Below are 14,880 nucleotides of genomic sequence, written 5' to 3'. Positions count from 1 at the left end.
TTCGGCTTGTTTCCGAAGATGCTACTTCTGGACCACGGTTTATCCATAAATAGGAGCTGGGATTCTATTAATTTCCCAGCTCCTGATTTTTACCAAATCAAAAAATCTTTTTCCAATAGACGCAAAATTGCTTCTACAAAATAGTAGTCCCCATAGATGATCGGTACTTCAGTCCACGCATCCTCATGATAACTGCCGGTTGAATAATCAATCAGACCGTCCTTTTCTGGGTCCCAAATCGCGTATTTCGCTTCAACAGCTTGTAACAGATTGACCGCCGCATCGATGTAGAGACCTTTTTCATACTCTGGCACATGCTTCGCGATTTCTAAAAAGCCACAAGCCGCGCACATACCGGCTGACGTATCGATCATAACCGGCTCTTTCGGCGCACGAAAATCGACTACAGGAATCCAATCGTTTTTTGAAACCTCTGAAATAAAATAATGTGCCACTTTTTTTGCTGTTTCCAAATAGGCTGTTTTATTGGTATGGAGATAGCTTAAAGCAAAGCCATAGATCGCCCATGACTGTCCTCGCGACCAAGCAGAGCCCGAAGCGTAGCCTTGTCCAGCTGGGGTCTCAAGTAATTCACCATTCGTCGGATCAAAAACGCCGATATGATTCACTGAGCCATCCGGTCGAACAATATGGTTCATGACTTTATCCGCGTGATCTTCTGCCACATAACCAAAGCGAGGATCACCAATCGTTTCCTTTGCCCAATAAAGCAGCGGAATATTCAACATTGAATCAATGATCACCCAACCAGCTCGATCACGATTCCACGAACGCAAGTATTTTCCCCGTGGATTGTAACGTCCCGCCAACAAATGCGCCGCGTGCAGGCCACGTGCTTTTGAGCGTTCATTTTCGGTTAAACGATAATTAGCTACGGCTGTATGCAGCCACATAAAGCCCACATCATGATGTAGGCCCGTATAAATATCAAAGGCCTTATCTAGAGCGGCTTCATTCAGCTCAGCTGTTTCTTTATAAATATCCTTGTTCGTCGCGTGGTACATTTGCCACATCATGCCTGACCAAAATCCGTTGGTCCACCAGACAGGGTCGCTCTCGGCCATATCGACTTCGTAACGTCCGCTTTTTTCATCAGGAATATAGGGGATTTTCCCTCCTTGCCGTTTGGCTTCAATGACTAATTTTTGATCGATTTTTTCTAAGATCGATTGTGCCCATTGTTTGGTTTCTTCGTTAATCATAAAAATCGCTCCTTCATTATTTTGATTTTTTTAGCTGCGACTTCGATTTCGTAGCTGTCGGATTGTTCTTTAAATCGGACTTCTGGAATTGAGGAAACGTGAGGCGCCCCAGAAACAAAGGTCGCTAGCGTATACTTTCCAGCGGTTAACATCCCTGTTAATACTGGAATCGTATTTTTTTCAGCTGAATACAGATTAGAGTTAGGTCCTTGAGCTACGACCCCTGCCTGACGCTGATCCTGCAGCTCTTTAATCAGACTATAGCCATGATTGTTTTCTAATAAAGCGGTCCGTTGTTGAAGCTGGGGCTGATTATATTTTTTATTCCATTCGTGTAAGGCAAAGCCGCCTTCAATTGCCTCAACGGCAAAAGGGGTCGCAATCTGATGGATACGGATATGGCTGTTGCCATCGATTGGGATTAGATAGGTCGTGACAAACAATTCTTCCCAGACAGACCAGCGGCTGACGCTGTATTCTGGATAAGTTTTAGTGGCAATATTTTTTCGTCGAGTCTGGTATTGCTGATGGCCTCTTACAGAAAAAGCCAGCGTCGAATCAATCGCGAAGGCCTCGATCTCCTGATTGTCTCGGGTCAAATTAAAGCCAAAATAACTTGAGTAAGCGAATTTAGTATATTTTTCGCTTTGATGATACAGCTGCTGATTTTGACAATATTGTAGGTTACTTAAAGCAATCGTTTGCTCTTTTGTTTGTGTCAGATGAAAGCCAGGCTGTGGTTGAACAACCAACGCCTGTTCTTGATAGTCCTCTTCTGGCAGCTGCCAAAATAAGTGATTTGCCGGCAATTCCAACAAAACAAAGGCTTTAAAGGCCCACATAGGCGAAGCAGGCGCATTGTAATCTTCAGACAGCAACAAATTTTGATACCCGTAGCCAATCGATAGATTTTTTTCCTTTGGTAATGTGATCGGCTGCTTTTGCCAAAAGCGCAAATTTCTGCCGATGATGCCTTTGATTGCTTCTAAGCTGAGGGCACTTTCCTTGTATGCATCACTCAGAATCAACGCGCTCCAAAAACTTAAATGCGCAAATCGATACGTTAAGCTTCGACCAAATGGAAGTGACCGCCCTTCACCGTCAAACCAATAATAATAATCCTCGGCAAAGGCAATCGCTCGCTGACGATATTCTTCACCTTGTGGATCACTAGAAAAGCGACTGTAAAGCAGCCCATAAAAATGAAAAGCAAATGCGACATAATAATCTCGCTGATTATTTTTTCCGTCCGAGTACCAGCCTTCGCCTAAATAAAATGACTCGATCCCCGCTTTCGCAAAATCCAAGCGTTCCTCCGAATAAGTGAGGCCCTGTTCCTTTAGTGCACCATTCAACAAAATCAAAAAGAAATACCAATTCCCAGCAGGAAATTCGATTTGATTCAATTGGTTAAGCCAACTGATTAAATAGTTCTGACCAGAATAACTAAACAACGCTAAAAAGTCTTTCCCAAATTGACCGATGCCATAGCTTAAGACACCGATCTCTACTGCTATCTGCCGATTCGCTGTTGAGATTTTTGGCAACGTTTGTTCCTCGACACATTTTTGCAATTTCGTAAATGTGTCGAAGTTCTTTAACTCAGCCAAGTTCTCACTACAAGCTGGCAATAGGCCCCACAACGGTCGTAAAAGACTTTCTAATTCACGAATTTCTGCTAAATATGAACTGCCTGTTTGATTGAGATAGCTTTGATCTTCTGGCAGCAATAACTGCAGATACTCTAGCAATGCTTCCTTTTCAGGTATCATATTAGAAAAAATCCTCGGCACTTTCTTGTGCGGCAGGAACAATCGTCAGAATTTTCATTCCTTCTTTTACATTAGTAATCAGCGCTTCAATCGCTTCTCGCGAAGTCGTTTGTGTAATGATGATCTCCATCGCTAAAGGCAGATTCATTCCTGTTACTAATACCACGTTTTGCTTCGTTGTTAACCGCATTGCTGAATTGCAAACACTGCCACCAGCGATGTCGCCTAAGATCACGGCTTCAGTCTCTTCTGTGATCAGAGCATCGATTTTTTGTGCGATCTCATCTGGGTGTCCTCCCGGCATTAAGCCAAAAGAAAAAAGATTTTCTTGTGGGCCTACAATCATCTCTAGCGCTTTTTTCAAGCCATGAGCAAATTCATTATGCGAAATCAGGAAAAACTTTTTTTCCACGTTCTTCACTCCTTTATTTGTCTGTTCACTTATTAATATGCAATTTGTGTGCCAACAATCTGTCGAGTTTCTTCTCTCCGAAAAAAAAAAGACACCAAGCCAAATGCTTGATGTCTTTTAAATGAATCATTGATTAACCAGCAATTCCTAAAATCGTCAGCACAAAGGCTAAGACGAACATCGCCACTAATGCACGCACTGGACGATTGTATTTCCGCAGATAAGCAAAACAAATCATCGTGATGCCTAACGGTAATAATCCTGGCATGATGGAGTCAAAAACATTTTGCAGATTAAAGACCGTACCAGATAACTTCGCTTCGAAAGTCGTCTTGAATGTTACAAACTGAGCCGTCATCGCCCCAGTCATAATTAGCCCTAGTACTGCTGAACCTTTAGTGATAGCCGCAAAGGTCCCTGAACGCATCGCCTCTGAAATGAAATTTCCACCAGCTTTGTACCCAACGACAGTTGTGAACCAGCGAATCAACATGTTTGGTACGTTCACGATCAATAGGAATAAGATCGGTCCTAAAATATTTCCCTGCTCACTAAGACCGAGTGCTACCCCAGTTGCAATAACCCGTAAAACAGACAGATAAACCGCATCACCAATTCCGGCTAAAGGACCCATTAAAGAAGTTTTTAAGGCAGAAATGGCGGTAGTATCAAAATGCTCACCTTGATCCATCAACTCTTTATTTTCTTCCTCCATTGAAAGATTCAAGGCCGCAATGAAACCATTCATCGCAGGTGCCGTGTTAAAGAAATCTAGTTGACGACCCATCGCTTCATAAAAAGCGTCAGTATCTTTGCCGTAGATTTTTTGTAGGAACGGTGCCATCAACCAACCATAGGTGATCCCTTGCTGTTTCGTATAACTCGTACAAAACATCAAATATTGATTGCGCCAAAACATCTTGGAAACTTTTTTACGTTCGTCTTTATTTAAAACTAGCATTTCATTTTTAGTCATCGAAAAAATCCTCGCTTTCATCTTCTACATTGGCAACAGAAGCATTGGCGGCCACTTTAGTAGCTTGCTTATTGGCTTTTAGTTCAGACATTACTACAATGGCGGCAATGATAAAGCCGACAAAGGCGATTTGAACCAACGATAGAATACTACTTGGTTGTGTTGTAATCGCTCCATCTTTCACTTCAACAGCCTTTTGATAAAAGAAGAACGCACCTAAAGCAAAGCCAAGGAAGTAATACGGCGCTAAGGATTTTTGCCATAACATTTTTAACAGCAAAGCCAGCCCAATCGCCGGTAACATCGTTGAAGCAACGGTCATAGACGTTTGAACCCATGCCGGCAACCAGTCAACAAAAGCTTTGACTGCGTCAGCACCAACGACAATCACAACAAAACCTAGTAAGAAATAGCAAAGCTCAAAGCCCCAAAATTGTAGATGCCACAACCGGCTGAAGGCTCTATAATTATGTTCGCGGATATGCTTTTCAAAACGTGGGACTAAAGACGTTACCACCATTTTCATGACAGAATACAACAGCGTTCCCAACATTGAGATCGGTACGGCCAACGCGATTGCAACATTCAAATCGGAGCCGACGATCATTGCAAAAGCCGCTCCGAAAATCGAGCCTAATGTAATATCTGACGGCATTACGCCACCAAGACTAACGTTTCCTAAGAAAATAAGTTCAAGCTGGGCACCCATAATCACGCCTTCAGTTGGATGGCCTAATAAAACACCTAATAATGCCACAATAAAAATGGGACGGGCTAATTGTGTCGAGCCCCACCAATCCACAAATTTTGCTAACGCAACAACAAAACCGACAATTAAAGCATTCGTTATCATAATCTATCCTCCAATTAATGACTTAAGCGATTGAGGCGAATCATCTGGCAGCGGCTGATAATTGAAATCATAACCTAGATCAAACACTTGCTGGATCGTTTCTTTATCCTCTGGCGATAAGTACACCGTTTCGGTAATCTTTTCTTTTTCTGATAAAGACCCGCCAATTCGACCATAGTTCGCCATGTTCAGTACCGGTTTTTCCGTCAAGCGTGGTAAAAGCTCGGCCACGTATTTCGGTTCATTCGTTACCACTAAAATATTTAGTTTGGCAGAACGTGGATCATTTAAAATACCCACCGCTTTTTCTAAAGGCAGTACAGCTACCTTCACGCCTGCTGGTCCCGCCATTTTCAAGGCGCTGATTTGGATCTCATTTTTAGCAATTGAATCACTTACAACGACGATACGATTAACACTAAGTTGTTTAGACCACTTAACAGCCACTTGACCATGGACTAAGCGATCATCGATTCGAATCATAGAAATCATCTTTTATTCCTCCATTGTTTATTTTTCTTTTCATCTTTTTATTAAGCAAATCCTGTGCCATATTTTGTCGTTGCATTAAACCCTTAAAATTTAAAACGTTTTCTTGATTTAACAAGGGTTTTCTAAACGTGTTTTTTAACCCTTTGACAAAAAATTGGATCTCACTCTTCTGTCGAGCGGGTAAATAGATAGTGTCGAGGCTCATTTTTGACTAGCGTCTGATTTTTATCTCTTGTTTATAAAAAACGCGCTAGGGCTTGAGCGACTCCCGCTTGATCATTTGTAGTTGTCACTTGATCCGCTACTTTTTTGATGGGAGCCAATGCATTACCCATCGCAATACCAATACCGCTCATTTGCAGCAACTCTATATCATTCTCCTGATCACCAATAGCGACTGTCTCATCTAAAGAAATGCCTAACTGATCGCAAAGAAAAGCTAGCGCTGTCCCTTTATTCACACCTGCCGGTACGTGTTCGATATAATTGGTATCTGAAAAGATCGTTGGTATTCCAGCTTGCTCCAATCGTTTTCGTAGCTGAAGTAATTTTTGCCGATCTTGATTGGTAAAAGCCAACTTCATATAGTGCACTGTCTCATCGGTTAATCTGGCTAACATTTCGTCTGGTGTTAAGCAATTCAAGTCTTTACGTTTAACCAAAAATTCTTGGACGACCTCATTTTGATCTGCTACCACGACTCGGTCGCTTCCTCCCCGATTACTGGCAATAAAGGTGACCTGTTCTTCTTGAGCGACCGCAAAGGCTTTAGCAATTATATCCTTTTCAAGGAACGAACTTCTTAATGCTCGTACTTCATTGCCCCGTTTTTCAGCAATGAACGTGCCGTTTAGCGCTAATAAATAGCCATCCAGTTCCATCGCTGTCAACATTTCTAGCGTTGAGGTCACACTACGACCCGTTGCGATTGCAATTTTCACACCCGCTTGTTGCGCGGCACGTAACGCTACGGTGTTTTCTTGCACTAATTGATGCTGGCTGTTTAATAAGGTTCCATCTAAATCAATCGCTGCTAATTTCATTTTTTCCTCCAACTTGCTTTTTTATTGATCGAAAATAATATCGTACAAATAGCGGAGCTCATAGGCGCTGATTTCAATATTGTAAGCCGCTTCTAGAACTTCCAAAGACTCTGCCAAAATCATGATTTCTCGATCTTTCGGTTGAGCGTCTCCATTATAGGCGGGAACTTCTTGGTTTCTTATCAAACGTTCCACCAATCCCGCAATATGAACATACAAAATCGCTTTCTTACTATTAGACAACGCAAGTTTAGTTCTCCGCTCAAAGTCTTCAATTACTTCATCGATATAGGCGATCACCCGTTTGACATCCAATATCGAGACTGCTGAAATCAACCGTTCGATGGATAAATTCCGGACGAGGTTGTCATTGATCGCTTTTCGGATTTTCTCATCTTGGATCTCATTGAAAATTTTATCAATGATTTCCTGCCCTCTTCCTGAGATCAATTCTTCAAAAGCGACATACGGAATACCTTCGATTGCTGGATCAGCGGTCCCTACAATCCCTTGCACGTCATACATTTTGAACAAAGAATTATCTAGACCATATTTTTTTAAATAATGAAAATCCACAGCCTCCACGTGGAAGCCTGTTTCTTGTGGAATGCTCGCTTGTAAAAATTCCTTTAATTGCTGGGCGGCCCCTAAGCCTGTTTGACATACTGTGATAATCATCGGTTCTTTTTCTTTCTCAGGATACGTAAGTTTGTATTCTAAAGGCATGTTATTGGTGATTTTTTCACCGATTGTTTCCAGATCTGTCTTCTTTTTTAGCATTTCCCCTACAAACAAAGCTTGCTGAGTGGTAACGTTATTCATAATCAACAAAGGGCCCGTCAAGCGTTCAAGTCCGTCAGATAAAAACATTAAGGAACCCATATCAGCTAAAATGACCAATCCTTTGGAGCAGTCGTTCGTTTTGATGTAATGATTCATATACTCCTTGACCTTCTCTAAGGAAACATTGAAGGGCATATCGAAGGCATCAAACAGATGCTCATCCATGAAGCGGTTGACTACATCTGCGATACTGCTAGCCGTTGAAAACCCATGAGCTAAAATTACTCCCCGCACCTCAGGCTTTTTAACTTCTAAATCTAAGCCCTTTAAATAGAAAGTCAGTAACACCTTTTCTGAATCAGTCAACTTCACATCTAATTTTGATTCGACTAATTCTAAAAGCGCGTTCAGCAGTTTCAGCTCCATCAATAAATTAATCGAAATAAATTCCTTGATCTCTTCTAAGCGCTTTTGCTCAAGCTTGGGAATATCAAAGATAAAACTATTGCGTTTATACAAGTAACTGGTCAAAGCCACGATAGAATTTCCTCGCAATTTGACGAAGAAATTTGATTCTAAGAAATTAACCAATTCCTTCACGGTATTACGGAATAATTTGAGAGTGTTTTTTTCCTCGCTGTCGTCATAGACTAGCATCTCTACCACCGTCGTAGCTTCACGGGACAGTTGTTGCACCAAATAATCTTCCGTAATGGCTTCTGTTTGATATTGCTGGAACAATTTGTCAAAGACTTTAAAAATCCCATGGATCATCAAACGCTCTGGACTGTCTTTTCGGATGAAATCACTTAGTTCATTGGTGGGGGAGACAACGATGTCTCGCTCCTCTAGGTCGTCAATTTCTTGCAGGGATAAAAAGCGCGAAAGAATCGTCTCTTCCAATGATTCTGCGTTGATAACTACCTGATCCTGTTGATTCTGGCGACTATAAGCAGACGCGCAAATAATCTTGATCAAATTTTTCAGCTCGCCGACATTGTCGCGATAGTTCAAAGACATCAACCGATTCATCACCCACGGTGTGATCAAGATTTCTTTGTTGAACTTTTGACTTTCACGAATTAAAAAGGTATAGATATATTCCGATATTTCCTGACTCGTCCGTTCATACAAAGCAGGAATGTTGATCGTGATCGGAATCCGGCGGACAAACGTCCTTAAAAAGTTATTTTGGATGTCCTCTGTCGTAGCGAAGATCAATCGTACTTTTGATTTTCGCTGCTTCGTATTTTCTCCAATTCGTGAAAATGTTTGATTGTCGATAAATGTAAAGAGCTTCTCCTGACTTTCCGGTGAAAGGCGGTGACATTCATCTAAAAAAAGCACCCCTTGATCGGCTGATTCTAGTAAACCGATTTGGCTTTCTTCCGCACCGGTGAAAGCCCCTTTTTTATATCCAAACAAAATACTGCTAAGCAGTTCTTCGTTATGATAATACTGCGCACAATTCAATTCCAAAAACGGAGCATCCGCTGTTACCAGACCCTGTTCTACACAAAAATCATAAGTCTTGCGAGCCAGTAAACTTTTTCCCACCCCCGTATCGCCATGGAACATGATTGGTAAACCAGTGCCGGGATAATAGACGGAGGCTTTGATTTGATCAATCACCATTTGCAGACTTGACTGTGCACCAATCACCGAAGAAAATACCTCACTGTTTTTCGTATCGCTACTACGTTTTTCATCCAACAATTGGGCAAAGCTGTCATAAATTGGCAGGTTCGGTTCAAAAAAGCGTTCCTTAAAAATCCCTTTATGATAAAACAATGCCGGCCGACTTTTTACTTTTAGCGCAAGTCCTTCTTTGACAAACTCATTTAGATACTGGCTAGTTGTATTCCGTGAGATCCCAATGATTTCTGAAATACCCTCTGTTGTTAGACTTGAATCTGGCTGAAGTTGCTCCACAGCTTCAGTATTCGCCATCAGAGCGGCGAGAACTTTATTTTTTGACACAACATTCACATCCTTTCCTTTATAACTATCGATAACAGTCTCTATTGATTATTATAATAAAAGCTTTTCGACACTTCTATCGCAGTTAGCCGATCTGTCGAAACTTTTCTAAAAAAAGAGCGGCCATCACTACCGTGGCCACTCTTTAAAGGTTTATTCGGGCTGCTTGCCAATATAAGCTAAGATCCCACCGTCCACATAAAGAATGTGTCCATTGACAAAGTTTGACGCTTCTGAGGCAAGAAAGACTGCTGGACCAGCCAAGTCACTTGTTTCGCCCCAACGAGCTGCCGGTGTTTTCGACACAATAAATTGATCGAATGGATGACGCGAACCATCTGCTTGACGTTCTCTTAAAGGTGCTGTTTGCGGTGTTGCGATATAACCCGGTCCAATCCCGTTACACTGGATATTCGCTTCACCAAATTCTGAACAAATATTTTTCGTCAACATTTTCAGACCACCTTTAGCTGCCGCGTAGCCAGCTACTGTTTCACGGCCTAATTCACTCATCATCGAACAAATATTGATGATTTTTCCATGTCCCTTTTTGATCATTGAAGGTAAAACCGCTTTTGAGACGATGAACGGAGCATTTAAGTCCACATCCACTACTTGGCGGAAATCTTTCGCCGACATATCAAGCATCGGAATCCGTTTGATGATACCAGCATTGTTAACCAAGATGTCAACGATCCCAACTTCTTCTTCGATTTTTTTGACCATTTCAGTTACGGCTTCTTCATCAGTTACATCACATACATAACCGTGGGCAGTAATACCTGCGGCTTGATAATTTTTGATTCCTTTGTCTACCGATTCTTGATCCAAGTTATTAAAAACAATGGTCGCACCCGCTGCGGCTAATGATTGAGCGATCTCAAACCCGATCCCGTAAACCGCTCCCGTAATCAATGCAACCTTGCCATCTAAACGAAACATATCCATCTTAAAATCCATTTCTTTTCCTCTTTTCTTTTTATTTCAAGTCTTCCATTGCAACCATATCCATGTCCGTGTAAGTGATATTTTCGCCGCACATCGCCCAAATAAAGGAATAATTACTTGTACCGATACCTGAATGAATCGACCAGCTAGGTGAAATTACTGCCTGCTCTTCAGCTACTACTAAATGTTTCGTTTCATCCGGTTTCCCCATCATATGGAATACGCGTGTATCATCCGTTGCAAAGTCAAAATAGACATAGGCTTCCATCCGTCGTTCGTGGGTGTGACACGGCATCGTGTTCCATGCACTGCCAGGTTCCAACATTGTATAACCCATTTGTAATTGGCAGCTTTCACAGACATTCGGATGGATGTATTGATAGATTTTTCGTTCATTCAATGTTTCACCATCACCGGTTTCCATTGGTTTGATCTGATCGATACTGATTTTGACGTTCGGGTATTTTTTATGCGCTGGTACACAGCTTATATAAAATTTTGCTGGATTCGCAGGGTCTTCTGACGAAAAGATCACATGTCGCGTCTCTTTTCCAATATAATAGCCGTCCTGCTTTTTCATCGGTTCCTTCTCACCATCAATCTCGATCATCCCTGGTCCGCCAATATTGATCACACCAAGTTCGCGGCGCTCTAAAAAGTAATCGACCCCTAGTTCCGAGCTCAAAACGATTTCTAATGGTTCTTCTGTTGGTGTTACGCCACCAAAGATCATTCGATCATTGTGGGTGTAGGTCAAGGCAATCTCACCTGGCGTAAAAATTTTCTCTACTAAAAATTCGCGACGCAATTCTTCTGTCGAATAGTGTTTGATATCCAGTGGACTATGGGTATAGCGAGTCTCCATTGTTTGCATGCTGCAACACTCCTTTTTTATTGGTCACTTTTAATAAAGCAACTTTCGTGCCAAAATCTGTCGAAGGAAGCCAATTCCACTAATAGCGCACATCCCATCAGGTGCTGAGGAAAGACGATTCGACAGATATCCGCTGTTTTTTTCAAAAGAATGCTTTGCTGTTCTACGCCGCAAGTTTTCATGATAGCAGCAATTTTGAACGGGACTTCCACTTCCTGTTGATCAAAATTATGAATAACGATCAGCGCTCTTTTTCCTTGTGAACGCACGACAAATTGACACCCATTAGGTTGGCGGTAAGATAAAATCTCTTCACGAAAAACCTTGGTCTTACCCTCTTTAATCAATCCTTTGCACTCTTCATAAAACCCACGGCATTCATTGATCACCGCCCATTGATCAGGTGATAGCTCATTGATGTCCCCTGATAGACACATCCGGCCTAAAAAAGTGCTGGTCATTGAATAATAAAGGCGTTCTATCAAATCTTGTTTTCGTATGACTGCCCAGATCAGACATTGACTAGGAAGCATTAAATGATGAAGATTAGCGGCAATAATCGGTATACAAGTAGCTTCATGCGCATCAGAAAAACTTGAGAGATCGGTCAGTTGCATCATAGAGTATTCAAGTCGATGGCCGCCAGACGAACAGTTTTCGATTATCAAATCGGGTAGTTGTTTTTGCAAATGAAGAATAAAATCTTGGCTCGCGGACAATTGCTGCCGACCCATCTCCCCGAAGGATTCTTCTCCATCGAATCCAATCCCGAAATTTTCATTATAATCAATTTTCAAATAACCGAATTGATGCTCCTTTAGAAAGTCAACGACCCGGTCTTGCAAGTATTGAAGAACCCAGGGGTCTCGCATATCCCAAAAACGCCGACTCCCTGCAGTAAGAGGATAGCCATCTTTTACGAGCAAGTGATCAAAGAAATTACTAGCCAGTGCCCCATCACCGACTGTTTCAATTTCAAACCAGATACCGGGAAGCATGTCATTTGCTTTAATTGCCTCAATCACCGGTTTCAATCCATTAGGAAATTGAGTACGATTCACTTGCCAATCCCCGTGGCTTCTTTCCCAACCGTCTTGATTCGCATACCAGCCAGCGTCGATAACATAATATTGAAAATTTTTTCCTTTCAAAGCAGCTAAATTGTCTAAAATAGATGATTCAGTCGGTCTTCCCCATGAAGTACAAAATTCATTAAATTGGACAGCTAATTCGCTTTCACTCGGATGTTTCCTTTCATTGACGGTATCCATCAAAACCTCTGATAATCGTTGAGAAGTTTGTTCCTCATCCGCTTGAGCGACTGTCAAATACGCTTTAGGCGTAGTGAATGATTCCCCCGGCTGAAGTCGCTTACTCCAATGACCATAATCTCGATCAGCTAACCCCCCTGAAAGACACAAATCCTCATCTAAACGATACGCTTCAATTTGCCACGAACCTGGATGAGCAACACAGGCTGCCCAAGTCACATTTTTTTGTCGATCATGAACAGCAACATACGGAAACCACCCCCTAACTGGCATTGATCCAATCTGACCAAATTTTTCCAGACTAACACCAGAAGGCTTCCACGAAGGCTCAAGTTGTAACTCTTCAATCAATTGAGTTGTCCGGCGACCTTCAAAGCTCCATTTACTCTGATATCGCGTCAAATCCAAGTTTCCAATCGGGTTGACTTTATGAAACGGACTTAAATTACTTAAAGAAAAACTTGCCAGCATTTCTAATGTCAAACTCTCGATTGAACGATTCTCAAACGTAACAAAAGTTTCCAAGACTGCCGATCTTTTTTTCCAAATCACAACATGTGTATAGCGGTTGCCTCTTTCATCAGTCAAATGTGTGTGAACTTCTTGTGCAGCGTCACTGTCTACCAGATTCTGCGCCAGAAACTGAAGGTTTTTTACTGTTTGACTATTACGCATGGTACTCCCCGTGCTAAAGCCCTTAGGATAATCATCTCCAACAAGTTTTGCTTGAATCAATGAATCGTATTTTTCCTTTTGTGGTAGCGTAATTTCTTTCTTTAGACTTGTCGGTATAATCAGCCATTCAACTGATTCAGCTGTTTGATAGTAGTCGATCGTCATATCACCAAAAATGAATCTGCTTATTCTTTTCATTTGACCGTTCCCTCCATCCACTTTGATAACATGCAATTCTTATTCCAAGATGTGTCGAAAAAAAAAGGGTGACAGACTACATTCACCCTTCCTTTTGAAATTAGCGAAAATAGTTTACTTTCGTATAAAATAGTACACAAGAAGACTTAGTTTACGATCTTGAATCTAGCTTTGCGGTCACCGTTCCTTCAAACTGCAAGGTTTTTCCATTTCCCATTTCGATCACTGTTGGTTGTAAAAATGTGACTTGTTGGAAATCTAAACGAACACTTTCATCAATTCTCAAAAAAGGAATCTCAGGATCAAAAGCAAGCTGAACATTTTTTAAAAATAGTGTTACTCGTTCCCCGCTTCCTTTAAAAATTGATGTTTGTCGAATTCCTGAGATGGATACATTTTCAAATGACAGGTCTCTCAGCGGTCGATTATTTTGGATCAAATCTTTATTTCCAAATTCATAAGCTAAAAATTTATCTGCATCTTGAATCATGCAGTCACTAAATTTAATGTCTCCAGCATCCTCATGAATCACATCCGATTCGATTGAATAATATTTAAAGATTGCGTGAGTATAATGGGTTCCTTCTGATAAATGAGGATATTTTCCTGGTCCATGAAAGACGCACTGTTTAAAAAGCAGTCCTGTTCCTCCGATTCGCATCCCGTTACAAGAAGTGTTCAAATAGCAATTTTTAACCAATAAATTCTTTATATCATACCCAGCAAAACAATCGTCCCCACACTCAAGATGGCAATCTGAAATAGAGATTGCCTTTGAATGATGCAAATTGAACCCATCATGTCCCGCTCTTATCGTGACATTCCTAATCACTACTTCATTGCAGCCGTCTAATGTATGGCTCCAGTTCGCACTATTTTCAAAACAATAGCCTTCTAAATGAAGATTGTTTATTTTTGATAGAAGGATTCCCATTGGACCCCGAAATTTTTCCTCACCATTTTCATCAAAGGTATCTTGTCCATTGATTGCGGAGCCAGGCTCACCAATAATCTTGATATTTTCGGCTTCAAAAGCCGTGATGATCCCATAAAAATAATAATCTGGTAAATTCCAGAGCTTTTTATAATAAGGATCTTGTAGGTAGCCAATCGTCGAAGGAACTTGAAAATCATAATAATCAATCAAATCTCTACTACCTAATAAAACGGCCCCTGCCTGCAATCGTAAAGTGATATCTGAATACAATCTCAAAGATCCCACGAGAAAGGTCCCCGCTGGGATGATGACTTCTCCACCGCCGGCATCTCGACAACGATCAATACATTTTTGAATGGTCGCTGTCTGAACTTCATCTCTATCTGGAATAGCACCAAAATCGGTAATAAGATAAACTGCTTTTTTAATTTCCATTTTTCAGC

At 41.3% G+C, this 14,880-nt stretch carries 12 protein-coding genes; all 12 read right to left on the bottom strand.

The window, feature by feature from the left end:
- Window positions 1-89 precede the first annotated feature (89 nt).
- The 12 genes from IGI54_RS12410 to IGI54_RS12355 all read right to left on the bottom strand — a co-directional run bounded on the left by IGI54_RS12410 (window position 90) and on the right by IGI54_RS12355 (window position 14,872).
- On the bottom strand, window positions 90-1,223 hold the full coding sequence (locus tag IGI54_RS12410) for a glycoside hydrolase family 88 protein (protein WP_430621804.1): 1,134 nt from the start codon (window positions 1,221-1,223) through the stop codon (window positions 90-92).
- Window positions 1,220-2,995, bottom strand: coding sequence for a DUF2264 domain-containing protein (locus tag IGI54_RS12405; protein ID WP_430621803.1), 1,776 nt, complete (start codon window positions 2,993-2,995; stop codon window positions 1,220-1,222). Before IGI54_RS12405 ends, IGI54_RS12410 begins: the two co-directional genes overlap by 4 nt.
- A 1-nt stretch (window position 2,996) precedes the next feature.
- Window positions 2,997-3,407: a PTS sugar transporter subunit IIA gene (locus tag IGI54_RS12400; RefSeq protein WP_430621802.1), complete on the bottom strand. Its 411-nt coding sequence runs from the start codon at window positions 3,405-3,407 to the stop codon at window positions 2,997-2,999.
- Between the two features lie 133 nt (window positions 3,408-3,540).
- On the bottom strand, window positions 3,541-4,383 hold the full coding sequence (locus IGI54_RS12395) for a PTS system mannose/fructose/sorbose family transporter subunit IID (RefSeq protein ID WP_216430216.1): 843 nt from the start codon (window positions 4,381-4,383) through the stop codon (window positions 3,541-3,543).
- A complete protein-coding gene (locus IGI54_RS12390; RefSeq protein ID WP_216430218.1) occupies window positions 4,376-5,236 on the bottom strand; it encodes a PTS mannose/fructose/sorbose/N-acetylgalactosamine transporter subunit IIC in 861 nt (286 codons plus the stop codon). The genes IGI54_RS12395 and IGI54_RS12390 overlap by 8 nt, the downstream gene beginning before the upstream one ends.
- 3 nt (window positions 5,237-5,239) lie before the next feature.
- Window positions 5,240-5,728, bottom strand: a complete 489-nt coding sequence (locus IGI54_RS12385) for a PTS system mannose/fructose/N-acetylgalactosamine-transporter subunit IIB (protein WP_216430220.1) — start codon at window positions 5,726-5,728, stop codon at window positions 5,240-5,242.
- A gap of 236 nt (window positions 5,729-5,964) precedes the next feature.
- On the bottom strand, window positions 5,965-6,771 hold the full coding sequence (locus tag IGI54_RS12380; RefSeq protein ID WP_430621801.1) for a Cof-type HAD-IIB family hydrolase: 807 nt from the start codon (window positions 6,769-6,771) through the stop codon (window positions 5,965-5,967).
- A gap of 21 nt (window positions 6,772-6,792) precedes the next feature.
- Window positions 6,793-9,534 carry a sigma 54-interacting transcriptional regulator gene (locus tag IGI54_RS12375; RefSeq protein WP_430621800.1) on the bottom strand — a complete coding sequence of 914 codons (2,742 nt, stop codon included), beginning with the start codon at window positions 9,532-9,534 and terminating at the stop codon, window positions 6,793-6,795.
- A 153-nt stretch (window positions 9,535-9,687) separates the two neighbouring features.
- Window positions 9,688-10,494, bottom strand: coding sequence for a gluconate 5-dehydrogenase (locus IGI54_RS12370; protein ID WP_430621799.1), 807 nt, complete (start codon window positions 10,492-10,494; stop codon window positions 9,688-9,690).
- 19 nt (window positions 10,495-10,513) lie between these two features.
- Complete coding sequence (gene kduI, locus IGI54_RS12365) at window positions 10,514-11,356, bottom strand: 5-dehydro-4-deoxy-D-glucuronate isomerase (protein ID WP_430621798.1); 843 nt, start codon at window positions 11,354-11,356, stop codon at window positions 10,514-10,516.
- A 17-nt stretch (window positions 11,357-11,373) separates the two neighbouring features.
- On the bottom strand, window positions 11,374-13,500 hold the full coding sequence (locus IGI54_RS12360) for a glycoside hydrolase family 36 protein (protein WP_430621797.1): 2,127 nt from the start codon (window positions 13,498-13,500) through the stop codon (window positions 11,374-11,376).
- 151 nt (window positions 13,501-13,651) lie between these two features.
- Window positions 13,652-14,872 (bottom strand): glycoside hydrolase family 28 protein, encoded by a 1,221-nt coding sequence (locus IGI54_RS12355; protein ID WP_430621796.1) that lies wholly within the window; start codon window positions 14,870-14,872, stop codon window positions 13,652-13,654.
- Between the last annotated feature and the right edge of the window lie 8 nt (window positions 14,873-14,880).

This window comes from Enterococcus sp. DIV0800, assembly GCF_050559735.1.
GTDB lineage: Bacteria > Bacillota > Bacilli > Lactobacillales > Enterococcaceae > Enterococcus_A > Enterococcus_A devriesei.
The sequence above is the reverse complement of the archived record's forward strand: the minus strand, read 5'-3'. Positions and strand labels throughout refer to the sequence as shown.